24 protein-coding genes are annotated in these 23,853 nt (G+C 73.0%); 16 read left to right on the forward strand and 8 right to left on the reverse strand.

What is annotated here, in order from left to right; genetic code table 11:
* Positions 1-33: 33 nt before the first annotated feature.
* Both ACIQUC_RS10560 and ACIQUC_RS10565 read left to right on the forward strand, forming a co-directional pair.
* On the forward strand, positions 34-3,228 hold the full coding sequence (locus ACIQUC_RS10560; RefSeq protein WP_402266504.1) for a GH92 family glycosyl hydrolase: 3,195 nt from the start codon (positions 34-36) through the stop codon (positions 3,226-3,228).
* Between the two features lie 59 nt (positions 3,229-3,287).
* Positions 3,288-3,491, forward strand: a complete 204-nt coding sequence (locus ACIQUC_RS10565; protein WP_402266507.1) for a hypothetical protein — start codon at positions 3,288-3,290, stop codon at positions 3,489-3,491.
* 161 nt (positions 3,492-3,652) lie between these two features.
* Here the strand turns inward: ACIQUC_RS10565 and ACIQUC_RS10570 are convergent, their stop codons facing one another.
* The 3 genes from ACIQUC_RS10570 to ACIQUC_RS10580 form a co-directional block, all read right to left on the reverse strand.
* Positions 3,653-4,180: a GNAT family N-acetyltransferase gene (locus ACIQUC_RS10570; RefSeq protein WP_402266510.1), complete on the reverse strand. Its 528-nt coding sequence runs from the start codon at positions 4,178-4,180 to the stop codon at positions 3,653-3,655.
* A 22-nt stretch (positions 4,181-4,202) separates the two neighbouring features.
* Positions 4,203-5,141 (reverse strand): aldo/keto reductase family oxidoreductase, encoded by a 939-nt coding sequence (locus ACIQUC_RS10575; RefSeq protein WP_402266513.1) that lies wholly within the window; start codon positions 5,139-5,141, stop codon positions 4,203-4,205.
* A gap of 126 nt (positions 5,142-5,267) precedes the next feature.
* A complete protein-coding gene (locus ACIQUC_RS10580; RefSeq protein ID WP_402266515.1) occupies positions 5,268-5,879 on the reverse strand; it encodes a hypothetical protein in 612 nt (203 codons plus the stop codon).
* A 74-nt stretch (positions 5,880-5,953) separates the two neighbouring features.
* Here ACIQUC_RS10580 and ACIQUC_RS10585 point away from each other — a divergent pair, with 74 nt between their 5' ends.
* Positions 5,954-6,763, forward strand: coding sequence for a putative RNA methyltransferase (locus ACIQUC_RS10585; RefSeq protein WP_022905493.1), 810 nt, complete (start codon positions 5,954-5,956; stop codon positions 6,761-6,763).
* Between the two features lie 17 nt (positions 6,764-6,780).
* On the opposite strand, the gene ACIQUC_RS10590 is transcribed toward ACIQUC_RS10585, so the two are convergent.
* Both ACIQUC_RS10590 and ACIQUC_RS10595 read right to left on the reverse strand, forming a co-directional pair.
* Positions 6,781-7,290, reverse strand: a complete 510-nt coding sequence (locus ACIQUC_RS10590; protein ID WP_402266518.1) for a hypothetical protein — start codon at positions 7,288-7,290, stop codon at positions 6,781-6,783.
* Between the two features lie 110 nt (positions 7,291-7,400).
* Positions 7,401-7,820 (reverse strand): VOC family protein, encoded by a 420-nt coding sequence (locus ACIQUC_RS10595; protein ID WP_022908486.1) that lies wholly within the window; start codon positions 7,818-7,820, stop codon positions 7,401-7,403.
* A gap of 61 nt (positions 7,821-7,881) precedes the next feature.
* On the opposite strand from ACIQUC_RS10595, the gene ACIQUC_RS10600 reads away from it, so the two are divergent.
* From ACIQUC_RS10600 to ACIQUC_RS10635, 8 genes are all read left to right on the forward strand, one after another.
* Positions 7,882-8,826 carry a helix-turn-helix transcriptional regulator gene (locus ACIQUC_RS10600; protein ID WP_402266521.1) on the forward strand — a complete coding sequence of 315 codons (945 nt, stop codon included), beginning with the start codon at positions 7,882-7,884 and terminating at the stop codon, positions 8,824-8,826.
* Positions 8,827-9,054: 228 nt separating this feature from the next.
* A complete protein-coding gene (gene kdpF, locus ACIQUC_RS10605; RefSeq protein WP_042724093.1) occupies positions 9,055-9,144 on the forward strand; it encodes a K(+)-transporting ATPase subunit F in 90 nt (29 codons plus the stop codon).
* Positions 9,144-10,832 (forward strand): potassium-transporting ATPase subunit KdpA, encoded by a 1,689-nt coding sequence (gene kdpA / locus ACIQUC_RS10610; protein WP_402266525.1) that lies wholly within the window; start codon positions 9,144-9,146, stop codon positions 10,830-10,832. The genes kdpF and kdpA overlap by 1 nt, the downstream gene beginning before the upstream one ends.
* Before the next feature lie 29 nt (positions 10,833-10,861).
* A complete protein-coding gene (gene kdpB, locus ACIQUC_RS10615; RefSeq protein ID WP_402266528.1) occupies positions 10,862-12,967 on the forward strand; it encodes a potassium-transporting ATPase subunit KdpB in 2,106 nt (701 codons plus the stop codon).
* Between the two features lie 2 nt (positions 12,968-12,969).
* Positions 12,970-13,581 carry a potassium-transporting ATPase subunit KdpC gene (gene kdpC / locus ACIQUC_RS10620; RefSeq protein ID WP_402266531.1) on the forward strand — a complete coding sequence of 204 codons (612 nt, stop codon included), beginning with the start codon at positions 12,970-12,972 and terminating at the stop codon, positions 13,579-13,581.
* A 43-nt stretch (positions 13,582-13,624) separates the two neighbouring features.
* Positions 13,625-16,117 (forward strand): ATP-binding protein, encoded by a 2,493-nt coding sequence (locus tag ACIQUC_RS10625; protein ID WP_402266534.1) that lies wholly within the window; start codon positions 13,625-13,627, stop codon positions 16,115-16,117.
* 13 nt (positions 16,118-16,130) lie between these two features.
* Positions 16,131-16,823 (forward strand): response regulator, encoded by a 693-nt coding sequence (locus ACIQUC_RS10630; RefSeq protein WP_022906439.1) that lies wholly within the window; start codon positions 16,131-16,133, stop codon positions 16,821-16,823.
* 92 nt (positions 16,824-16,915) lie between these two features.
* A complete protein-coding gene (locus ACIQUC_RS10635; RefSeq protein ID WP_402266537.1) occupies positions 16,916-17,407 on the forward strand; it encodes a helix-turn-helix domain-containing protein in 492 nt (163 codons plus the stop codon).
* Positions 17,408-17,416: 9 nt separating this feature from the next.
* Here the strand turns inward: ACIQUC_RS10635 and ACIQUC_RS10640 are convergent, their stop codons facing one another.
* Entirely contained in the window at positions 17,417-18,289 is an 873-nt protein-coding gene (locus ACIQUC_RS10640; RefSeq protein ID WP_402266540.1) for a LuxR C-terminal-related transcriptional regulator, read from the reverse strand.
* 110 nt (positions 18,290-18,399) lie between these two features.
* On the opposite strand from ACIQUC_RS10640, the gene hxlB reads away from it, so the two are divergent.
* From hxlB to ACIQUC_RS10660, 4 genes are all read left to right on the forward strand, one after another.
* Entirely contained in the window at positions 18,400-18,960 is a 561-nt protein-coding gene (gene hxlB, locus ACIQUC_RS10645; RefSeq protein ID WP_022906437.1) for a 6-phospho-3-hexuloisomerase, read from the forward strand.
* An 11-nt stretch (positions 18,961-18,971) separates the two neighbouring features.
* Positions 18,972-19,610, forward strand: coding sequence for a 3-hexulose-6-phosphate synthase (hxlA, locus tag ACIQUC_RS10650; RefSeq protein WP_402266544.1), 639 nt, complete (start codon positions 18,972-18,974; stop codon positions 19,608-19,610).
* A gap of 67 nt (positions 19,611-19,677) precedes the next feature.
* The gene (locus tag ACIQUC_RS10655; protein ID WP_402266547.1) at positions 19,678-20,769 is read left to right on the forward strand and encodes a GNAT family N-acetyltransferase; all 1,092 of its coding nucleotides are present in this window, start codon (positions 19,678-19,680) and stop codon (positions 20,767-20,769) included.
* Entirely contained in the window at positions 20,766-21,506 is a 741-nt protein-coding gene (locus tag ACIQUC_RS10660) for an alpha/beta hydrolase (protein WP_402266551.1), read from the forward strand. The genes ACIQUC_RS10655 and ACIQUC_RS10660 overlap by 4 nt, the downstream gene beginning before the upstream one ends.
* 111 nt (positions 21,507-21,617) lie before the next feature.
* On the opposite strand, the gene ACIQUC_RS10665 is transcribed toward ACIQUC_RS10660, so the two are convergent.
* Together ACIQUC_RS10665 and ACIQUC_RS10670 are read right to left on the reverse strand one after the other, a co-directional pair.
* On the reverse strand, positions 21,618-22,280 hold the full coding sequence (locus ACIQUC_RS10665; RefSeq protein ID WP_402266554.1) for a hypothetical protein: 663 nt from the start codon (positions 22,278-22,280) through the stop codon (positions 21,618-21,620).
* 27 nt (positions 22,281-22,307) lie between these two features.
* Entirely contained in the window at positions 22,308-22,904 is a 597-nt protein-coding gene (locus ACIQUC_RS10670) for a hypothetical protein (protein WP_402266557.1), read from the reverse strand.
* A gap of 145 nt (positions 22,905-23,049) precedes the next feature.
* On the opposite strand from ACIQUC_RS10670, the gene ACIQUC_RS10675 reads away from it, so the two are divergent.
* On the forward strand, positions 23,050-23,817 hold the full coding sequence (locus ACIQUC_RS10675) for an HAD family hydrolase (RefSeq protein WP_402266560.1): 768 nt from the start codon (positions 23,050-23,052) through the stop codon (positions 23,815-23,817).
* Positions 23,818-23,853 lie beyond the last annotated feature (36 nt).

A 23,853-nucleotide genomic window follows, 5' to 3' on the forward strand; every position in this document is an offset into this window, starting at 1 on the left:
TCCTCCAGACGCTGGAGCAAATACGCTGAGCCGGTGCGAGAACTGCAACGGAGCGGTGGCCCGACGACGGCCGTCGCCGCGCGGAACGGCGTCGGCTTCGACTCGGCCGAGGGCCTCTTGGTCGAACGTCCCTCCGGCGACCACGTCGCCGAGGCGGTCGTGCCCGGGTTCACCGGGCGGGCGATCGAGTCGGGTGACGAGCTGTCGTGGGTGTGGTTCCCGGAGCGGGTCCTGCCCGACGGCCGCACGGAACCGACCGAGGCCGACCTGCCGCACTTCTGGGACGCCACGGCGTTCGTGGTGGACGTCGTCTGCACCGACGGCACCAGGCTGAGCGACACGGCCCACGACCAGTACGGCGACGCGCTCACGCCCGCGGCGCAGGCGGCCGCGCGCAAGCAGTGGGTCGACCAGTGGAACCGTCGCGCGGTGGACCTCACGCCGCTCGCGGGCCGGGTTGTGGACCGCCTGGAGGCGCGGCTCGGCTCCGACCCGCACCCCACGAGCGCAGACGGGTCACGCCCGGCGCTCCGTGGCTGGCTCGACGCCGTCCGCATCGGTCCCGCGCGCCCGACCCCGCGCACCCCGCTCGACCACGTCCGCACGACCCGCGGCACGCAGGCGTCCGCCCGGTTCTCCCGCGGCAACAACGCCCCGCTGGTCGGCCTCCCGCACGGCGGGGTCTTCGGGCTGCCGATGACCGACGCCTCGAGCAACCGCTGGCCGTACACCTACCAGGAGCACGACCGCACCGACGCGACCGGTCGGGTGCGCCCGGCGATCCAGGGGTTCGCGACGAGCCACATCCCGTCGCCGTGGATGGGGGACCGCGGCGTCTTCCAGGTCATGCCGTCGCCGCTCGACGCCCCGGACACGGATCGGGCCGCCCGCGCGCTCGGGTTCGACCACGACCACGAGCAGGACGGCCCGCACCGCTACCGGGTCGAGCTCGACCAGGGCGTCACGGCCGAGATGACCGCGGGGGAGTTCGCCCTCGGCTTCCGGTTCACCGGCGCCCGGAGCATCGTGCTCGACCACCACGGCCGGGTCTCGGACGTCTCGGTGACGGTCACGGACGGCACCGCCGTGGTCGAGGCCCTGCTCGACGACCGTCCCGGCACCCCGCCGCACTTCGTGCACGTCCGGATCCCCGGCGCGACCTCCGACCACACGACGTCCAGCGAGCAGCAGCTCCGCGGGTGGGTCGGTCTCGGCGACGCCACCGGGACCGACGTGCTGCTCGGCATCTCGACGGTCTCGTTCGCGGACGCCCGCGCGAACCTCGACGCCGCCGGCCCGTTCGACACCATGCGGGCCCGCGCGGAGCGGCTCTGGACGGACGAGCTCGGCACCCTGTCGTTCGAGGGCGCGACCCCCGACCAGCTCACGAGCCTGTACTCCGGCCTGTACCGGCTGTTCCTCTACCCGAACCGTGCCGGCGAGACCGCTCGGGACGGGGTACCGCGGCACCGTTCCCCGTACGGCGCCGTGCAGGAGTCCCCGATCCGCGACGAACCCGGCCCCGAGGTCGTCGAGGGCCCGTTCACCACCACGAACGGCTTCTGGGACACCTACCGGACCGCCTGGCCGCTGCTCGCCCTGCTCACCCCGGACACCGCCGGCGAACTCGCGCAGGGCTTCGTCGAGCACCACCACGACGGCGGGTGGACGCCCCGGTGGAGTGCCCCCGGCGCCGAGGACTGCATGACCGGCACGACGAGCGACACCGTCTTCGCGGACCTCGCGGTGAAGGGCATCGCCGGCTTCGACCTCACCGAGGCCTACCGCAGCGCACTGCGCAACGCGACCGTCCCGCCACGGGACGAGCGCGTCGGACGCAAGGGGAGCCTCCCGGGCGCCTTCCGCGGCCACGTCGACACGGCGACCCACGAGGGGATGAGCTGGACCCTCGACGCGGCCATCAACGACTGGGGGCTCGCGGTGATGGCGGGCCTGCTCGCCTCGCGCGCTCGGACCCCCGCGGACCTCGCACGGTACGAGGCCGAGTCGGAGTGGTTCGCCCGTCGCTCGCTGCAGTACCGGAACGTGTTCGACTCCGAGCGCGGCTTCTTCATCGGCCGCGACCCCGACGGCTCCTGGCGGGTCGGCACCGAGTTCGACCCGCGCGACTGGGGCGACGACTACACCGAGACGAACGCGTGGGGGACCGCCTTCACGGCTCCGCACGACGGGGTCGGTGTCGTCGACCTGCACGGCGGACCCACGCGGTTCGATGCCGCCCTCGACACCTTCTTCACCACCCCGGAGACCGGGGCGACGGTACGGTCCGGCTCGTACGGCTTCCCCATCCACGAGATGACCGAGGCCCGCGACGTGCGGATGGGCATGCTCGGGCTGTCGAACCAGCCGGCGCACCACATCCCGTTCTTCCCGATGTTCACCGGGCGGCACGACGAGGCGCACCGCATCGTCCGCGAGGCGCTCGAGCGCCTGTTCGTCGGCTCGGACCTCGGTCAGGGCTACCCCGGCGACGAGGACAACGGCGAGATGAGCGCCTGGTACGTCTTCGCGACCATCGGCCTGTACCCACTGGCGCCCTCCACGGGCACCTACGTCCTCGTGCCGCCGTCGGTCCGCAGGACGGTGCTGCAGCAGCCGGGAGGCACGCCCACCGTCATCGAGGTCGCCGACGGCTCCGAGGGCGCGTACGTCGCGTCGGTGACGGTCGACGGCACGCCGTGGACGTCGGTGAGCATCCCGCACCGCGTGGTGGTGTCGGCGTCCCGGATCGAGTTCACGCTGTCGCCCGAGCCGCAGGGCTGGGCATCGGACACCCGCCCGGTCTCGGCGTCCGAGGTGCACGGCTACCGGGACACCCCCGTCGACCTGCTGCCGGTCGGCTCCGCTCCGCAGGGCTCCGCACCGCACGGCTCCTCACCGCAGGGCTCCGCACCGCACGGCGCCTCGTCGCTCGTCGACGACACCGGACGGACGGTCACGGCGGTCCCCGCGGGCACCTCGGTGTCGTTCGCGGTCGAACCGGTCCCGTCGTCGCTCTACACGGTGACCGCAGCCGAGCCGGGGACGTACTCGTGGGAGGTCGCCCTCGGGGACACCCGTGCCGCCGTGCAGGACGCGGTGTTCGACTGGGCCGGCCAGACCCGGGTGTTCCGGTTGCAGGGCTCCGGGACGGCCTTCACGGTCACGGCCGTCTCCGACCTGCCGCTCACCCAGCTCGAGCTGATCGCGGCGGACGGACAGCGCTGATCGCCGTCTCTTCGGGCACTCCAGGGCGATTGCCAAGCGGCTCGGGCATGCTCGTGCGCATGTCGATCGCGAACTCGTGGGACCCGTCCGGTGGCCGTGCAATCCCGGAGGACCAGGTGAAGCACGACGGGCTGGAGCTCGACGAGGACACCGCTGCCGAGCTCGGCATCACGTTCGACGTCGTCGGCGGGGCGTCGGCCGACCCCGCTCGAGTGTCGCCCGTCGACGTGGCGGTCCCGAGCGCCCCGACCCGCGCCGACTGACGCGGCGCGCCGCCGCCCCGCGCCGCCCCCGCGCCGCCCCCGCGCCGCCCCCGCGCCGCCCCCGCGCGGTGTACCTGGTCGAATCGGGCGTACCTGGTCAGAAGTTCCGACCCGGTACGCGCGGGAAGCCCATGCATCGCGGGCGTCCTGGGAAAGAAACGTCAGTGCAGCGGGACGTCGGGCACCCGGTACTTGAACCCGACGTGCGATCCGGTGAACCCCAGCCGCTCGTAGAACCGGTGGGCGTCCGTCCGCTCAGCGTCCGACGTCAGCTGCACGAGCGGCGTCGCGAGCTCCCGCGCCGCGACGTCCACCACCCACCGCATCACCGCGCCGCCGATCCCGCCCGAGCGCACGGCACTGCTCACCCGGACGGCCTCGACGAGCAGCCGGGCGGACCCTCGCCGGGCCATCCCGGGGATCCGCGTGAGCTGGAGCGTCCCGACGACGACGTCCTGTGCATCCGTCACGACGAGGAGCGCGTTCGACGGGTCCTCGACGATCGCCCGGAGTGCGGCGGCGTACAGCGGGGCGTCCTCCGGCGCGGCGACGTCTCCGCGGGCGGCACTGACCGGGTCGTCCGACAGCAGCGCGACCAGGGCGTCGAGGTCGTCGGGCGTCGCGTCCCGGACGGTGACCGGGCCGGAGCGCGTGTCGAGCGTGACGGGCAGGGTGAGGTCGTGGAGCACGGTCCCACCCTGCCCGATCGGCTCAGGGGACGGTGTGCCCCGCGGCGGTGAACACGCGGTACCACTCCTCGCGCGAGAGCTCGACGTCGGAACCGGCGGCCGAGTCCCGGACGCGCTGCGGGTTCGTCGTGCCGAGGACGACCTGGAAGTGCGCCGGGTGGCGGGTGATCCACGCCACGGCGATGCCGGTCGGGGTGACGCCGTGCGCGACGGCGAGCTCCTCGAGGACGTCGTTCAGCTCGGCGTAGTGCTCGCGATCGCCGAGGAAGACGCCGTCGAAGAAGCCCTTCTGGAACGGCGACCAGGCCTGCAGCGTGACACCGTTCATCCGCGAGTGGTTGAGGATGTCGTTGTCGCGGTCGATCGACTGGTCGAGGCCGCCCATGTTCGCCGTGACGCCCTGTGCGATGACGTTCGCGTGCGTGATGCTCAGCTGCACCTGGTTGAACGCGAGCGGCTGCCGCACCGAGCGGCGCAGCAGGTCGACCTGCCCCGGCGTGTGGTTCGAGACGCCGAAGTGGTGGACCTTGCCGGCGGCGTGCAGCTCGTCGAAGGCCTTCGCGACCTCCTCTGGCTCGACGAGGGCGTCCGGGCGGTGCAGCAGCAGGACGTCGATGAAGTCGGTGCGCAGGGCCTCGAGCGACTCGTGCACGGACTCGATGATGTGCTCGTACGAGAAGTCGAAGTACGCGCCGTTCGGCGTCGGGCGGATGCCGACCTTCGTCTGCAGCACGATCTCGGCGCGCTCGGCGGGGGAGAGCGTGACGGCCGAGCCGAACCGCTCCTCGCAGCCGTGCCACCCGCCGTACACCGCGGCGTGGTCGAACATCGTCACGCCCGCGTCGCGCGAGGCGGCGTACAGCGCGCGGATGTCCTCGTCGCTCATGTCGTTGATCCGCATCAGGCCGACGACGACGTCGGATGCGGTGAGGTCCGTCTGTGGCAACTCCAGTGTCTTCACGCCCTCGATCCTCCCACCGGCGCCGCCGGGCAGGCAGGCCCTGTCCGTACCGGCATCGGTGCGGCCGACGGACGGGAGGCGCGGCTCGGCCCCACCGTGGACGTCGCGGCCGTCAGGTGGTCCGGTTCAGGGCACCAGGACCGCGAGCACGCCGATGCCGTCGGCCCAGCCGCCGGTGAGCGTGCGGCCCGCGGGCAGTTCCGCCCCGACGGCACGGGCGACGACGAGCGTCCCGTGACCGGTCGCGACGGAGGTCAGGGCGCCGGAGGTCTGCGCGTCCACGGTCGTCACGGTGGGGGAGTCGGCATCGGACCCGCTGCCCGATGCCGTCCCCTCGGCGTCCCACGCCCCGGATCCGTCGGCGCGCTCGAGGGTGGCCTCGTTCCCGCCCGTGGCGATCGCCCGGCGCAGCACGTCGGCGTACACCGGGTCGCCCACGGCGTCGTAGACCCAGCGTCGTCGGAGCACGGAGTGGTCCATCTCGGTCACGAGGAAGGCCTCGGCGCCGCCCCGCGGCGCCCCGCGGTAGGTCAGCGGCGCCTGGAGCACCCGGCCGTCCGTGGTGCGCACGAGCACCGTCTCGACGCCGACCTCGCCCGCGGGGTCGTCGAACCGGAACTTCCCGGCGATCGCGAGGTCGTCACCGGCGGACACCCCGCTCCAGGGCTGGTCCGGCAGCCAGACGGCGAGCGCCTCGAGCTTCGACGGACGGAGGGTTGCGTGGTGGATGACGGCCATGCCCCGACCGTACCGACGATCAGTGCACCGAGAACCCGCCGTCCGATCGGGCTACCGACGCCTACGCTGGTCGGGTGCGCGACGACCTGCTCCCCGTGCTCGCCTGCCCCGTCTGCGCCGAGCCCCTCGGCCGCGTCGACGGCGGCCAGGTGGGCTGCGCGACCGGTCACCGGTTCGACGAGGCCAAGCAGGGACACCTCACGCTCCTGCCCGCGAAGCGCCGTGCGCTGACGGCGGACACCCCGGAGATGGTCGACGCCCGACTCCGCTTCCTCGGCCGGGGGCACTACGCGCCCATCGAACAGGCCGTCGCCCGGGCGGTTGCCTCCGTGGACGTGCCCGGTGTCGTCCTCGACGTCGGGTCCGGGCCGGGCACCTACCTCGCACACGCGCTCGACGCCGTGTCGCGGCTCGGGGTCGCCCTCGACCTGTCCGCGGTCGCGATCCGGCGGGCCGCTCGCATCCACGAGCGCGCGGGAGCCGTCGTCGGGGACGTGACCGAGCGCCTCCCGGTCGTCGACGGCGCAGCCGCGGTCGTGCTGGACGTCTTCGCGCCACGCAACCAGTCGGAGTACGCCCGCGTGCTGCACCCCGAGGGCCTCCTCGTGGTGGTGACCCCGCGCACGGGACACCTGGCGGAGCTGGCCGAGGCGACCATCACGGTGGACCCCGAGAAGGAACGGCGGCTGCACGACTCCCTGACGCCCGCGTTCGTGCAGCGGTCGGCCGAGGACCTCACGTGGACGATGGAGCTGTCCGCCGAGGACGTGCACGACGTGGTGCACATGGGGCCGAGTCACCACCACGTCGACCCGGCGCAGGTGTTCGCGCCGACGAGCGTGACCGCCACCGTGACCGTCAGTACGTGGAGTCCGGCGACCTGACCGTGGCCCCCGCTCCGTCAGCCACGGGTCGCTGACCGCCGGGCGGTGTGCGACCGTCCGCGCGCACGGTCGACCGCCATGCCGACCCGGGCGAGCAAGAGTACGGCGCCGACGCCGCCCGCGCCGATCGGGGTCACGAACAGGCCGAGGTCCATCCCCGGCATCCGCCACCAGTCGATCGACCACGCGGCGACGACGGCGAACCCGAGCAGCAGCGCCGCTCGCCACCACCAGCGCCCCGGCAGCCGTCCGACGCCGAGCGCGGCCAGCACCAGGAGCGCCCAGCAGCCCTCCGGAACGAAGGACCGTGGGTCGTTCGTCCCGCACGAGGACACGGCGCACTCCCACTCGACCTGGTCGGCGACGCCGGCGTACCAGCGGAACAGCAGGACGGCTGCGACCAGGGCGACGAGCGCGACCGGCGGTCCGACCCAGCGCCACACGCGGCCGAACCGGGTCCGGCGCCGGCGGGCGCCCACCCACCCGCCCCCGAGCTCGTAGCCGGGCATCGGTCGGTACTCGGGCATGCCGGCACGCTACCGGCGGTCGGTTTTCGTGGGGAAGTGGCTCGGAAACCGCGCAGCCGGCAGCCGACGTGCGTGTGGCCCGGGGACCGTCCCCGGGCCACACCTGCGCGCTACTCGGTCGGTGCCGCGACGTCGAGCGCCCAGATCACACCGAAGCGGTCACGGAGCTGGCCGGCCAGGGGTGCCCAGGCCGACGGACCGAGCGGCTGCCGGATCTCGGCCCCCTCGGACAGGGCGGCCCAGTACCGCTCGACCTCGGCCGCGTCGTCCCCGTGCACGTACACGTAGAAGGCGTTGGTGCCCTGGTCGTACGGCTGTCCCGGCCAGACGTCGAACGCCATGACGCGCAGACCGGCGTCGGTGGCCACCTGGCCCCACACGATGCGGTCGGCCCATGCCGGCTCGTCCGAGGCGCCCATCGCGCCGTAGGTCATGGACGCGACCTGGCCGCCGAAGACCGCGGCGTAGAAGTCGAGGGCCTCGCGGGCCTGTCCGTCGAAGTTGAGGTGGGTTGTCGTCTCGATGCTCATGGGACCAGCATCGACGGCATTGCGGTCAGATTGTGTCCGCTTCTCGATCGATACTGGAACCATGTCCGGACCGTCCTCGCGCATGCTCGCTCTGCTCTCGCTGCTGCAGGTGCACCGTGACTGGCCCGGCGACGAGCTGGCAGAGCGGCTCGAGGTCAGCCCGCGCACGCTCCGTCGCGACGTCGACCGGCTCCGCGGCCTCGGGTACCGCGTGGAGTCCCTGCGCGGCCCGGCCGGCGGGTACCGGCTCGGCGCGGGCGCGGACCTGCCGCCGCTGCTCTTCGACGACGACCAGGCGGTCGCCATCGCCATCGCGCTCGCCGTGGCTCCGGCGTCCGGAGCGGACATCGCCGAGTCGGCGGCAAGGGCCCTCGCGACCGTGCGACAGGTGATGCCGGCACCGCTGCGCGCACGGGTGGACGCCGTCCACGCGGTCACCTCGGCGGGTCGCGACCCCGTCGACCCCGAGGTCCTCGTCGCGGTGAGCGAGGCCGTCCACCTCGGCGAGGTCCTGCGCTTCGGCTACGGTCCCGACGAGACGCCGCACCGGGTCGAGCCGCACGCCGTGGTCGCCCGGAACGGTCGCTGGTACCTCCTCGACTGGGACCTCGACCGCGAGGACTGGCGCACCCACCGCATCGACCGCATCACCCCGCGGATGCGGACGCGCCTGCCGTTCGTGCCGCGACCGGTCCCGCGCGGTGACCCGGCGGCGTTCGTGGCCGCACGGTTCAAGGGGTCGGACCGTGACGACGTCTGGCCCTGCACCGGTACCGCGGTGCTCGAGGTGGCGGCGGAGACGATCGCGCCGTACCTGCCCGACGACGCCGTGCTCGAACCGCTCGGCCCCGACCGGTGCCGTCTGACGCGGGGGTCGTGGTCGTGGGCGGGCCTCGCGGCGGCCTTCGCCGCCGCGACCGTGGACTTCACGGTCGAGGGTCCCGACGAGCTCCGCTCGGCGACCGCGGTGCTCGCCGAGCGGCTGCGCGGGGCCGCCGCGCGTTAGTGACGCGCATGCGTGTGTCAGGAGCGCGTTAGGGAACCGTCAGGACGGGCCCGGAGGCGCGGTGCCGGATCCACCATCGGTTCGGCACCACACGTGGTGCCGGTCCGCACCGTCCGGTGCCGGGCCCGTGCAACCTACGGAGTCCCAAGTGTTCGACGTGTTCGTCGTCGCCGGTGTCCTCGCCGTGTTCGGCGTGGTCGCCCTCATCGCCAAGGGGGTCGAGCGGCTGTGATCGGCATCACCATCGCCGCCGCCGTCCTCGGCGTCGCCGCTGTCGTCTACCTGGTCTGGGCGCTCGTCCGGCCGGAGAAGTTCTGATGGGCTCCGCGGCCGACACCTGGGCCGCCATCGCCCAGGTCGCCACCCTCGTCCTGCTCCTCGTCGTCTGCTACCGCCCGGTCGGTGACTGGATGGCCCGCGTCTACGAGGGCAGGAAGCACGCCCGGATCGAGCGCGGCGTCTACCGTGTCATCGGCGTCGACCCCGACGCCGAGCAGTCCTGGGCCGTCTACCTCCGCGGTGTCCTGCTGTTCAGCGTCGTCGGGCTCCTCGTCGTCTACCTGCTGCAGCGCATCCAGGTCGTCCTGCCGGGCGACCTCGGGCTGCCGAACGTCGGGCCGTCGCTCGCGTTCAACACGGCGGCGTCCTTCGTCACGAACACGAACTGGCAGTCGTACTCGCCCGAGGCCACCATGGGCTTCACCGTGCAGATGGCCGGGCTCGCGGTGCAGAACTTCCTGTCCGCGGCCGTCGGGCTCGCCGTCGCCGTCGCGCTGGTCCGTGGGTTCGCCCGTCGCCGGACCGGGACGATCGGCAACGTCTGGGTCGACATCGTCCGCGGCACCGGCCGGCTGCTCCTGCCGGGTGCGTTCGTCTTCGCGATCGTCCTCGTCGCCGGCGGCGTCATCCAGTCCTGGGGCACCGGCGTCGACGTCACGACGCTCACCGGCGGCACCCAGCACATCCCGGACGGCTTCGTCGCCTCGCAGGAGGCGATCAAGGAGCTCGGGACGAACGGTGGCGGCTACTTCAACGCGAACTCGGCCCACCCGTTCGAGAACCCGCAGGCGTGGACGAGCCTCGTCGAGGTCTTCCTCATGCTCGTCATCCCGTTCTCGCTGCCGCGCACCTTCGGCCGGATCGTCGGCGACGACCGCCAGGGCTACGCGATCCTCGCCGTCATGGGCGCCATCTTCCTCGTGTCGCTCTCGGTCATGTCGGCGTTCGAACTCGCCGGAGCCGGCACCGCCACGCACGCCGCCGGTGCGGCCATGGAGGGCAAGGAGGTCCGCTTCGGGATCCTCGGCACCACCCTGTTCGGCACGACCTCGACGGCCACCTCGACCGGCGCCGTGAACGGCATGTTCGACAGCTTCACGCCGATCGGCGGGATGATGGCGATGCTGAACATGATGCTCGGCGAGATCAGCCCCGGCGGTGTCGGCTCCGGGCTGTACGGCATGCTCGTGCTCGCCGTCATCACGGTGTTCATCGGCGGGCTCCTCGTCGGCCGCACCCCGGAGTACCTCGGCAAGAAGATCCGTGCCCGCGAGATGACCTTCGCCGCGCTGTACATCCTCGTCACCCCGACGCTCGTCCTCCTCGCGACCGGGCTGTCCCTCGTGATCCCGGGCGTCAAGGAGCAGGTCACCGGCACGAGCATCTTCAACCCGGGCAACCACGGCCTGTCCGAGCTGCTCTACGCCTACACGTCCGGCGCGAACAACAACGGCTCGGCGTTCGGCGGCATCACCGCGAACACGACGTGGATGAACTCGTCGCTCGGCGTCGTGATGCTCCTCGGCCGATTCGTGCCGATGGTGTTCGTCCTGGCGCTCGCCGGGTCCCTCGCCCAGCAGGACAAGGTGCCCGCGACCGCCGGCACGCTGCCGACCCACCGGCCGCTGTTCATCGGCCTCCTCGGGGGCGTGGCCGTGATCGTCACCGCCCTCACCTACTTCCCGGTGCTCGCACTGGGACCCCTCGCAGAAGCGCTCGCACGATGAACGCACCGTCGACGTCCAAGGACACCCCCATGACCACCGCGACCTCCGCGCCCGAGGCGACCAGCGCCTCCAGGCCGACCACCTCGTCCGCGTTCGGACCCCGCCAGCTGGCGGCGGGCCTCCCGGGCGCCCTCCGCAAGCTCGACCCGCGTCTCATGTGGCGCAACCCCGTCATGTTCATCGTCGAGGTCGGCGCCGCACTGACGACCGTCTCGCTGTTCGTCGAGCCGTCGGCCTTCACCATCGCGATCGCCGTGTGGCTGTGGCTGACGGTCGTCTTCGCGAACCTCGCCGAGTCCGTGGCCGAAGGCCGCGGCAAGGCGCAGGCCGACACCCTCCGCAAGACCCGTTCGACCACGAGCGCGCGCCGGGTCCTCCGCTACGACCAGGCCGACCCGGCCGCCACCGGCAACGAGACCGAGGAGGTCGCGTCGGTCGACCTCGCCAAGGGCGACGTCGTGGTGGTGGTCGCCGGTGAGGTGATCCCGGGTGACGGCGACGTCATCGACGGCATCGCGTCCGTCGACGAGTCCGCGGTGACGGGCGAGTCCGCGCCGGTGATCCGCGAGTCCGGCGGCGACCGCAGCGCCGTCACCGGTGGCACCCGGGTGCTCTCCGACCGGATCGTCGTGCGGATCACATCGACTCCCGGCGAGACCTTCATCGACCGGATGATCCGCCTCGTCGAGGGCGCCGCCCGCCAGAAGACGCCGAACGAGATCGCGCTGAACATCCTGCTCGCCTCGCTGTCGATCGTGTTCGTGATCGTCTGCCTCACGATGCAGCCGATCGCCGGACTCGTCGGCGCGACCGTGAGCATCCCGGTGCTCATCGCCCTGCTCGTGTGCCTCATCCCGACCACCATCGGCGCACTGCTGTCCGCGATCGGCATCGCCGGCATGGACCGCCTCGTGCAGCACAACGTGCTCGCGATGTCCGGTCGCGCGGTCGAGGCCGCCGGCGACATCACGACCCTGCTGCTCGACAAGACCGGCACGATCACGTACGGCAACCGTCGCGCGTCCCGCGTCGTGCCGGTGCCCGGTGTCAGCGAGCCCGAGCTGATGGAGGCCGCAGCGCTCTCCAGCGCCGCGGACAGCACCCCCGAGGGTCGCTCGATCGTCGACCTGGCCGCCGAGGCCGGGATCGGCGCCGGGCTCCCGGTCGACGCCGTCGAGGTGCCGTTCACCGCGCAGACCCGGATGTCCGGTCTCGACCTGACCGACGGCACCGAGGTGCGCAAGGGCGCCGCGGCCGCGGTGCTCGCCTGGGCCGCCGCGTCCTCGTCGGCACCCGAGGCGCACATCGTGTCCGCGATCGACGCGACCGTCGCCGAGGTCTCCGACCAGGGCGGCACCCCGCTCGTCGTCGCCCGTCGCTCGGCGGACGGGGCGGTCACCCTGCTCGGCGTCGTCCACCTCAAGGACGTCGTGAAGGACGGCATGTCCGCCCGCTTCGCGCAGCTCCGCGAGATGGGCATCCGCACGGTGATGATCACCGGCGACAACCCCCGCACCGCGAAGGCCATCGCGGCCGAGGCCGGCGTCGACGACTTCCTCGCCGAGGCCACCCCGGAGGACAAGCTCGCCCTGATCCGCAAGGAGCAGGAGGGCGGCAACCTCGTCGCGATGACGGGCGACGGCACGAACGACGCCCCGGCCCTCGCGCAGGCGGACGTCGGCGTGGCGATGAACACCGGGACGACCGCGGCGAAGGAGGCCGGCAACATGGTCGACCTCGACTCGGACCCGACCAAGCTCATCGACGTCGTCCGGATCGGCAAGCAGCTGCTCATCACCCGCGGCGCGCTCACCACGTTCTCCATCGCCAACGACGTCGCGAAGTACTTCGCGATCATCCCCGCGATGTTCCAGGTGACGTTCCCGGGGCTGGCCGCGCTGAACGTGATGGGGCTGCACAGCCCCGCGTCGGCGATCCTGTCCGCGGTCGTCTTCAACGCGCTCGTCATCGTGGCGCTCATCCCGCTGTCCCTGCGTGGCGTCAAGTACCGCGCAGCGTCGGCGTCGTCGATCCTCGGCCGCAACCTGCTCCTCTACGGGCTCGGCGGCGTGATCGTCCCCTTCATCGGCATCAAGTTGATCGACCTCGTCGTCGGTCTCATCCCGGGGTTCTGACAATGGCTTCCTCCTCTCGCTCGTTCTTCCGCTCGACCGGCGTCGCGATCCGGCTCACCCTGCTCTCGACCGTCGTCCTCGGCGTCGCCTACCCGCTCGCGGTGTGGGGCGTCGGCCAGGCGGCGTTCCACGACCAGGCGAACGGCTCGATGGTCACCTCGTCCGACGGGAAGGTCGTCGGCTCGTCCCTGATCGGCCAGGCGTCCTCGGGCTCCGCCACGGACGCCGCCCGGTGGTTCCAGTCCCGCCCGAGCGCCGCTGGTGAGAAGGGCTACGACGCGAACGCCTCCAGCGGCTCGAACCTCGGCCCGAACAACCCCGACCTGCTCACGGCGATCGAGGAGCGCAAGGCCGCGATCGCGAAGGCCGACGGGGTCCCCGAGTCGTCGATCCCGGCGGACGCCGTCACCGCGTCCGGGTCGGGCCTCGACCCCGACATCAGCCCCGAGTACGCGCTCCTGCAGGTGTCCCGCGTGGCGTCGGCCCGCGGCATGTCGGAGGCGGCCGTGCGGACGCTCGTGCACGAGCACACCGAGGCCCGGCAGCTCGGGTTCCTCGGCGAACCGGTGGTGAACGTCCTCGAGCTGAACCTGGCGCTCGCGAAGGCGTCCTGACACCACACACCCACCGGGACCACGGACGCGAGAGGATGAACACGTGAAGCGCGGGAAGCTGCGGGTCCTGCTCGGTGCGGCGCCCGGTGTCGGGAAGACGTTCACGATGCTCGAAGAGGGGCACCGGCTGCACGCCGAGGGCCGGGACGTCGTCGTCGCCGTCGTCGAGACGCACGGCCGCGCCGCCACCGCCACCCTCGTCGACGGGCTCGAGGTCGTCCCTCGTCGCATCGTGGAGCACCGCGGCGTCCAGCTCGACGACCTCGACCTCGACGCGGTGCTGGCCCGGCGGCCGGACATCGCCCTCGTCGACGAACTCGCCCACACGAACGCCCCCGGCAGCGCGAACGAGAAGCGCTGGCAGGACGTCGAGGCCATGCGGGACGCCGGCATCGACGTGATCTCGACCGTGAACGTGCAGCACATGCAGTCCCTCGGCGACGTCGTGCGCGAGATCACGGGCACCGTGCAACGCGAGACCGTCCCGGACGCCGTGGTGCGCGCGGCCGACCAGATCGAGGTGGTCGACCTCGCCCCCGCGGCGCTCCGCGAACGGCTGTCGGACGGTCTGGTCTACCCGGCCGCCCGGATCGACGCCGCCCTGTCGAACTACTTCCGGCTCGGCAACCTGACCGCGCTGCGCGAGATCGCCCTGCTCTGGCTCGCCGACGAGGTCGACGACGCGCTCAAGGCCTACCGCGCCGAGCACGGCATCGACCACCGATGGGAGACCCGCGAGCGCGTGCTCGTCGCGCTGACCGGCGGTCCGGAGGGCGAGACCCTGCTGCGCCGCGGTGCCCGGATCGCCGCACGGAGCGCCGGCGGCGAGCTCGCGGCCGTGCACGTGACGACGAACGACGGCCTGCGCGAGCGGCACCCGGGGGCGCTCGGCAAGCAGCGCGCCCTGCTCGAGCAGCTCGGCGGGACCTACCACCAGGTGGTCGGCGAAGACGTGCCCACGACCCTGGTGCGGTTCGCGAAGTCGATCGACGCCACGCAGATCGTCATCGGCGTGAGCCGCCGCAGCCGGGTCGCGGCGGCGATCACCGGACCGGGCATCGGCAACACCGTGATCCGCGAGTCCGGCGACATCGACGTCCACGTCGTCACCCACGAGCGTGCCGGGGGCGGCTTCGCCCTGCCGCGGCTCGGCGGCAGCCTGTCCCGCGGCCGGATCGTCGCCGCGTTCGCGCTGTCCCTCGTGGCCGGTCCGCTCCTGACCTGGTTGCTCTCGCTCGGCAAGGACCCGGACGCGATCACCGTCGACGTGCTCGCCTACCAGCTGCTCGTGCTCGTGGTCGCGCTCGTCGGCGGCATGTGGCCGGCCGTGTTCGCCGCAGTGCTGTCCGGGCTGAGCCTCGACTTCTTCTTCGTGCAACCCCTCTACATGGTCACCGTCCAGCAGCCGTGGCACCTGGTGGCCCTCGTCATGTACGTCGTCAGCGCGGTGCTCGTGAGCTTCGTGGTCGACCGCTCGGCGCGGCGGTCCCGGGCCGCCCGGCGTGCGGCAGCCGAGTCGGGCCTGCTGATGGGGATCGCGGGCAGCGTGCTCCGCGGCGACGACGCCCTGCAGGCGCTGCTCGACCGGACCCGCGAGGCCTTCGGCTTCGCCGGCGTCCGGATCCGGCAGGGCGACGAGGTCCCGGCGACCTCGGGGACCTTCGGCGAGACGCCGGACGCCGCCACGACCCTGGCGTCCGGTGCCGTCCTCGAGTTCGCGGGCGCCCCGGACGACCCGACCCAGCGGCGACTGCTGCGGGTCGTCGAGCAGCAGCTCGACGCCGCGGTCGAGCACCGCGACCTCACCCGGGCCGCGGTCGACGCCGAGCGCATCGCCGCGGTGGACCGGGTCCGCAGCGCGATCCTCGCCGCCGTCGGACACGACGTGCGACGGCCGATCGCGGCCGCCTCGGCGGCCGTGCAGACGCTCCGTGCGTCGGACATCGAGTTGTCGACGGACGACCGGGAGGCGCTGCTCGCCACCGCCGACGAGAGCCTCCGTCAGCTGGCGGTGCTGTTGGCCGACCTGCTGGACGTCAGCCGCGTGCAGGCCGGGGTGCTCGCCGTGGCCCCGGTGCCGCTCGCCCTCGAGACGGTGGTCGCCCCGGCACTCGACGAACTCGAGCTCGGTCCGGACGACGTCGACCTCGACCTCCCCGCCGACCTCCCGCCGGTCCTCGCCGACGCCGTGCTCCTGCAGCGCGTGGTGGTGAACCTCCTCGCGAACGCCGTGCGCTACGCGCCCGAGGACACCCGGGTCCGCATCGCCGCGAGCGCGTTCGGCGGCGGGGTCGAACTGCGCGTCGCCGACCACGGCCCGGGGATCCCGTCGGACCGCGTCGACGAGGTGTTCCAGCCGTTCCAGCGCCTCGGCGACACCGACAACGACACCGGCCTCGGGCTCGGTCTGGCGCTCGCCCGCGGCTTCACCGAGGGCATGGGCGGCACGATCGAGGTCGACGACACCCCCGGCGGCGGGCTCACCGTCGTGGTGCGGTTGCCGATCGCCGGACACCTGGGAGTGGAGATCCGATGAAGGGCCGTGCGCGATGAAGGTCTTGATCGCCGACGACGACGCGCAGCTCGTCCGCGCGCTCGCCGTGACGCTCGCCGCACGCGGGTACGACGTCGTCACCGCCCGCGACGGCCGGGTCGCGATCGACGCGGTCATCACCGAGCGGCCGGACCTGGTGCTGCTCGACCTCGGCATGCCCCGGCTCGACGGCATCGGCGTGCTCGAGGGCATCCGGGCCTGGTCGCAGGTGCCGGTGCTCGTGCTCTCGGGCCGGACCGACTCGTCCGACAAGGTCGACGCGCTCGACGCCGGTGCCGACGACTACGTGACGAAGCCCTTCCAGATGGACGAGCTGCTCGCCCGGCTCCGGGCGCTCGGCCGCCGGCAGGTCGCGGCGGCGACGGCCGCGGGGGCGACCCCGTCGGTGTCGATCGGCGACCTCGTGGTGGACCTCGTCGCGAAGCAGGTCACCCCGCCGTCCGGCCCGGCGATCCGGCTGACCCCGACCGAGTGGCGGCTGCTCGAGGTCCTCGTGACGAACCCCGATCGGCTGATGACCCGCGAGATGCTGCTCACCGAGGTGTGGGGTCCGTCGCACGGCAGCGACTCCGGCTACCTGCGCCTGTACATGGCGCAGCTGCGACGCAAGCTCGAACCCGACCCGGCGCACCCGCGGTACCTGGTGACCGAGTCGGGCATGGGCTACCGGTTCAGTCCGCGTGCGTGACGAGCCGCGTCAGCCAGGTGGCGGGCCGTTGTCGTGGACGTGACGGGTCCCTGTCGTGGTGGTCGGGCCCGTGCGCTTCCTAGGCTCGGAGCATGAACGAGATGCGGATCGCTGCACTGCGGCGTGAACGGGGCTGGACGCAGGAACGGCTCGCCGAGGCGAGCGGGATCGCGGTCCGGACCGTCCAACGGCTCGAGGGCGGCAAGGACGCCAGCCTCGAGACCCTGAGTGCCCTCGCCCGTGCGCTGGAGGTTCCCGTCCGGGACCTGTTCGCCGCGGGGGAGACGTCCGGCCTGGACCCGGCGGTGCGTGGCCTCGACGAGCGGACGGCGGCCGACCGGGCCGCCCGCGACCGGGCGGTCGCCGGGCTCTGGTCGCTGTACTCCGCGATCGGTGTGGGGTTCGGTATCGCGACCACGCTGCTCGTCGTGCTCCGGGTGTGGTCCCCGCTCGTCTTCATCGCCGTCGGCGGGTACTGGGCCGTCGGGCGCCTGGGCGTGAGCTTCCTGCTCGACTCGGTCGTCGGGCCCCGACTCGACCGCCGGTACCCGCTCGCGAGGAGCACGACCGCGCCGGCACGCTGACGGCGTTCCTCAGGCCCGGGAACTGACCGCGGCGAGCTCCGCCCGGGTCCGGGCCCCGAGCTTCCGGAGCAGGTTCGCCACGTGGTACTTCACGGTGTTCGTGCTGATCCCGAGGCCGTCGGCGATCTCCCGGTTGCCGACCCCGGTGGCGACGAGTCGCAGCACGTCCTGTTCGCGGGGCGTCAGGTCGGACGCGTCCGAGGGCACCGGTGCGCCCGGCGGCGGATCGAGGGGGATCCGGATGTCGAGCACCGACCCCCAGCCCGCCGTGGACGCGACCCGCAGCTCCCCGTCGAGGGCCACCACCCGCTCGGCGATCGGCCGGACGCTGTCGTCGTGCGCGTCGAGTGTGCCGGCGCCGTCGTCCCGGAGCTGCATCAGGAGGTTCCGCCCGTCGCAGTCCCACTGGATCCGGACGCGTCGTGCGGCACCCTCGTCCACGAGGGCGAGCACCGCCGTCCGCACGATCGCCCGGGCACTGTGGGCGACGTCGCCGGGAAGCGCCCGCCCGGTCGCCGGCGGCTCGACGAACTGCAGGTCGAGGTCCCCGAACCGGACGAGCGGCCGGAGGTCCGCGCGGAGCCGGGAGAACGCCCCGGTGACCGGTTCGAGCAGCGCGCCGCGCTGCCGGTCCGTCACCGTCCGGAGGTCCACGAGCGCCGCCGACGCGATCTCGACCGCCTCGGCGCGGGCGGCAGCGTCGCCGACGCGCGGCGACCGGAGCACCGCGAGCACCGACTCCAGGGTGAGGGCGTGGCGGTCCGCCTGCTCCGCGACGGTCCGCGCGTGGTCGGCGGCGGCGAGGCGTCCCGCGGAGTCACGCCGCGCCTCCTGGACGGCCGACGGAGCCGCCGTCCCGTCATCGCGCACGTTGTCGGTCACGGGACCAACCGTACGACTCCCACCCGAGCGGGTGGGGCCACCCGATCGGGCAGGGACCCCGCCGTGTCGGGTAGCGGCGGCCGACCGGCGTCCCGACCACGATCGATGCCATGCCCGCCGCCACCGTCACCGACGCCCTCGCCCTGATCGTCCGCGAGTCCGCCGACCTCGCCGAGACGCTGCGGGGCGACACCGACGCCGCCCTCGACCTGCTCAGCGGCGCCGAGCGCGTGTTCGTCCACGGGGCCGGCCGCTCCGGTCTCGCCCTCCGGATGACGGCCATGCGGCTCATGCACCTCGGCCTCGACGTCCACGTCGTCGGCGAGGTGACGACCCCGGCCGTCCGGGCGGGCGACGTCCTGCTCGTCGCGAGCGGATCGGGGACCACGACCGGCATCGTCCAGGCCGCGCGCACCGCGGTCGACGTCGGTGCCGCGGTCCTCGCGATCTCGACGACCGACGACGCACCGCTCGGCGCGCTCGCCGCCGTCACCCTCGTCGTCCCCGCCGCGACGAAGACCGACCGGTCCGGCAGCGCCTCCGAGCAGTACGCGGGCAGCCGCTTCGAACAGGCCGTCGTCCTCGTCGGCGACGCGCTCTTCCACGCCCTCTGGACCCGGAGCGGACGCTCCGCCGACGACCTGTGGCCCAGCCACGCCAACCTCGAGTGAAAGGCACACCCATGCAGATCCAGTTCGCCATCGACACCCTCACCACCGAGGCCGCGCTCGACCTCGCCGCGAAGGCCGCCCCGAGCGTCGACGTCCTCGAGCTCGGCACCCCGCTCATCAAGGCCGAGGGGCTCTCGGTGATCACCGCGATGAAGCAGGCGCACCCGGACAAGACCGTGTTCGCCGACCTCAAGACGATGGACGCCGGCGAGCTCGAGGCGGACATCGCCTTCGCCGCGGGTGCCGACCTCGTCACCGTGCTCGGTGTCGCCGGGGACTCCACCATCCGCGGGGCCGTCGCCGCCGCCGAGAAGCACGGCAAGGGCATCGTCGTCGACCTCATCGGGGTGGACGACAAGGCCGCCCGTGCCCGTGAGGTCGTGGCCCTCGGCGCGCAGTTCGTCGAGGTGCACGCCGGACTCGACGAGCAGGCCGAGGAGGGCTTCACCTTCTCCACCCTGCTCGAGGCCGGCGAGGCCTCCGGCGTCCCCTTCTCGATCGCCGGCGGCGTGAACGCCTCCTCGATCGCCGCGGTGCAGGCATCCGGCGCGATCATCGCCGTCGCCGGCAGCGCCATCTACAGCGCGGACGACGTCGCAGCCGCTGCGGCGGAGCTGCGTGCAGCCGTCACCGAGGACGCCTCGGTCTGACCCGGTCCAGGAGGCGCGGGTCGGTCCGACCGGGTCGGCTCGCGCCTGCGGGCGGTAGCGTCGAGGCGTGACGACGATCGCGCTGCGCCGGGTGACGGCGGACGACTGGGAGACCTGGCGTCCGGTCCGGCTCGCGGCGCTCGCCGACGCCCCGACGGCCTTCGGGTCGACACTCGCCGACTGGGCTGATGCCCGCGAGGACCGCTGGCGGACCCGGCTCTCGATCCCGGGTGCGCTCGACCTGCTCGCCCACGCCGAGGACGGGACTGCCGTCGGCATGGCCAGCGGCGTCCAGGGTGATGATCCCGGCACCGCCGAACTCATCTCGATGTGGGTCGACCCCGCCGCACGCGGCCGGGGCGTCGCGGCAGCGCTCATCCGTGCGGTCGCGACCTGGGCGGCCCGTGCCGGTGCCCACACGCTCGAACTGTCCGTGATGCCGGACAACGCCGGGGCCCGGCGCGCGTACGAGCACTGCGGGTTCCGCGCCGTCGACGAGCCCGGCGACGCGCTGCCGGACGGTCGGCACGAGGTGGTGATGCGGCGCGATCTCGCGGCGGAACGCACCCTCGACGCGTACGAGCGTGCCGCCGACCGCTACGCCGAGCGGACGGACGACCACCGCGCCGGCCTCGTGGACGACCTGCTCGCGCTCGTCCCCGTCGGTGCCCACGTCCTCGAACTCGGATCCGGACCGGGACGCGACGCCCTCGCCCTCGAGGCTGCCGGGCTCGCCGTCGACCGCACCGACGGCGCGCGCTCCTTCGTGGACGCGCTGCGGTCCGCGGGGCACGAGGCGCGCCTCGTCGACGTGCGCTCGGACGCGTTCGGCGGTCCGTACGACGCCGTCTTCGCAAACGCCGTGCTCCTGCACGTCGGCCGGTCGGCACTCGAGGGCGTCCTCGCTCGGCTCCGCGACGCCGTCCACCCCGGCGGTGCGCTCGCCGCGACCCTGAAGCGCGGCGACGGCGAGGCCTGGAGCACCCGGAAGCTCGACCGTGCCCGCCACTTCACGTACTGGACGCCCGGCCCCCTCGCCGAGGTCGTCGGGCGTTCCGGGTGGGCCGACGTCGACGTCCGAGAGACCACGCGCCCCGGTGCCGACGAGCGATGGCTCACCGTCACCGCACGACGCCCGCAGGGAGCAGGAAGCGCATGAACCGAGTCCTCCGCTGGTCCGCCTGGGTCCTCGCCGTGATCGTGCTGATCGCGGTGGTGTTCCTCGTGTGGGCGAACATCGTCATGCAGGGCACCCGGAGCGCGGCCCTGCAGGTCTGGCGGGACGACCGGGTGGCGGTCCGGGACGCGGGCGACTCCGTGGTGATGACCCCGACCGGCAGTGCGAACGGCGCCGGCATCGTCTTCATCCCCGGCGCGAAGGTCGATCCGTACGCCTACATGGCGACGTTCCGGCAGGTCGTGGCCGCCGGGACGACCGTCGTGATCACGAAGCCGACGCTGCACCTCGCCTTCTTCGACACCCGCGGGCTGTCGACGTTCGAGGCCCACGCCCCGGACGTGCGGTCCTGGGCGGTCGGCGGGCACTCGCTCGGCGGGGTGCGCGCGTGCCAGCTCGCCCCGGACGCCGACGGGCTGCTCCTGCTCGGGAGCTACTGCGCGAACGACATCAGCCGGTCGTACATCAGCGTGCTCAGCGTCTCCGGGTCGCGCGACGGCCTGTCGACGCCCGAGAAGGTCGACGCCGCGCGGCACCTGCTGCCGTCGAACGCCACGATGGTCGAGGTGCAGGGCGCGAACCACGCCGACTTCGGCGCCTACGGTGCGCAGCCCGGCGACGACACGGCCACGATCTCGCGGACCGACGCCCGGCAGCAGATCGCCGCGGCGATCGAGGAGTGGGTCCGGACCCTGCCGTCCGGGTCGGCACTGCGCTGAGCGCCGTCCACGGTCGACGGCACGGACGCGTGCCGTTCCACCCGCCGGACGAGGCGGTCCGACCCCGACGGTCGTCACGTCGTGACGGCCGTCGGGGTCGGCGCCGGGGACTCACGCCACGGCGAGCCAGAACTCCACGTACTGGCCGTCGCCCTGCTGCGTGACGGTCGTGAGGAACTGACCACTGGCCGGGAGCGCGGACGGGCTCGCCGCCGACCAGTGACCGTCGGCACGGACGACCGCAGCGACCTCGACCGACAGGCCGGGGATCGCGACGACGACGCGGGCACCCGGGGTCCCCGTCCCGGCGAACGTGGGCTTCGCGCCGCGCGCGAACCGGGTCGGACCGTCCGATCGCAGGGTGGTCGGGGCGGTGTGGGCGGGGGCGGCGCCGCGTCGCAGGTCGAACTGGACGAGTTGCCCGTCCTGCTGCTGGTACGCGAGGTTCCCGAAGTAGTCCCCCGAGGAGAAGACCTCGGGGCTCGTCGCCGACCACCTGCCGTCGGCGGCGACCGTGGTGGAGAAGGTCACCGGCTTCCCGGGGAGCATGACGAGGACCTCGGCTCCCGGGGTGCCGGTGCCGGTGATCACGGGCCGGGTGTCGGGGACGTAGCGTTCCGGCGAGGTGACGGCGAACGCGTGTGTGGCGCGCTCGGACGACACGGCCGCGGAGGCGTGGGGTTCCGCGGCCTGCGCGGTGATCGCGGGGCCGGTGACGGTGACGGCGGCAGCGGCGACGAGGGCCGCCACGGTGAGGACGGGGATGCGGAGCACGGGGTTCCTTCCGGGGTCGGGGACGGGTCAGTTGAAGACGACGGGATCGGACCAGTGCCCACGGCTCTTCTGCGTGATGCTCAGGCCGCGTTCGAAGCCGACCGGGTAGGCGATCCAGCGTCCGGTGACGTTCGCGGTCGCGGTCACGACCTGGCCGTCGGCACCCTCGATGCGGATCTCGGCGTTCGCGACGCCGAGCCCGGTCACCATCCCCGACGGGCCGTTCGAGATCTGGCTCACGGCCGGGATGTCGACGTCGGAAGGTGTCACGAACGTCACGGGAGCGGAGGTCCGGCCACCGATCGACTGGGTGATCGAGTACGTGGGCGTGAGCCCCTCGGCGGGGACGAAGAACCAGTTGCCGGACTGGACCACGGTGGAGCGGGTCTTCCCGGCGGCGTCGGTGAGGGTCACGGTCGCCCCCAGGACGCCGGAGCCGCCGATCAGGTCCTTCGGTCCCCAGTGGACCCTGTTGACCGGCGCGACGGTCGAAGCGGCGCTGGACCGCACGGCGGTCGTCGACTGCGCGGGCTCTGCGGACGCCACGGACGCGGTGCCCAGGACGGCCGCCGCGGTCAGGCAGCCGACCGTGACCAGGCGGGTGGTGATGAGGTGTGAACGCATGGATCCTCCAAGGATCGATATTGGAAGATGAAATATTGCACGTTTCGAATGTGCAGTCGTCCACACGTCCGTCGCGGGTGAACTCTCTCCACAGATCGGTGATGCGTCAGGGTCCGCGGCGGAGGCCGGTCCTAGACTCGCCTGCATGACCGCACCGGACCGGCGCACCCCCGCGCGACTCGCTGACCAGCGCGCGCTCCTGTTCGACCTCGACGGTGTCCTCACCCCCACCGCCGACGTCCACATGCGCGCCTGGAGTCGGCTCTTCACGCCCTACCTGGCCCAGCACGGCGTCGCTCCGTACACGGAACAGGACTACTTCGCGTACGTCGACGGCAAGCCGCGGTACGACGGGGTCCGGTCCCTGCTCGAGTCACGCGGCATCGACCTGCCCCAGGGCACCCCGGACGACCCGCCGGACGCCGACACGGTGTGCGGGCTCGGCAACCGGAAGAACGCCGAGTTCACCGCCGAACTGACCGAGCACGGCGTCGAGCCCTACCCCGGTTCGCTCCGGTTCCTCGTCACGGCGATCGACGCCGGGCTGTCCGTCGCGGTCGTCTCGAGCTCCGCCAACGCCGTGCAGGTGCTCCGCACGGCGGGGATCCTCGAACGGTTCCCGGTGATCGTGGACGGCATGGTCGCCCGCGAAGACGGTCTCGCCGGCAAGCCTGCCCCCGACACCTACCTCGACGCCGCGAGCCGCTTCGGCCTGACCGCTGCCGAGTGCGTCGTGGTCGAGGACGCCACGAGCGGGGTCGAGGCCGGGCGCAACGGCGCCTTCGGGCTCGTCATCGGCGTGGACCGCGGCGCCGGGGCCGACGCGCTCCTGGAACACGGTGCCGACGTCGTCGTCACCGACCTCGACGAACTCGTCGACGAGCTGCCGGAACCGGCCACGAGCACGACGTAGGCGGTGCGGCCGGGGCGATCCGCGCCTCCAGGCCCT

Origin of the sequence: Curtobacterium sp. NPDC098951 (genome assembly GCF_044759965.1) — a bacterium.
GTDB lineage: Bacteria > Actinomycetota > Actinomycetes > Actinomycetales > Microbacteriaceae > Curtobacterium.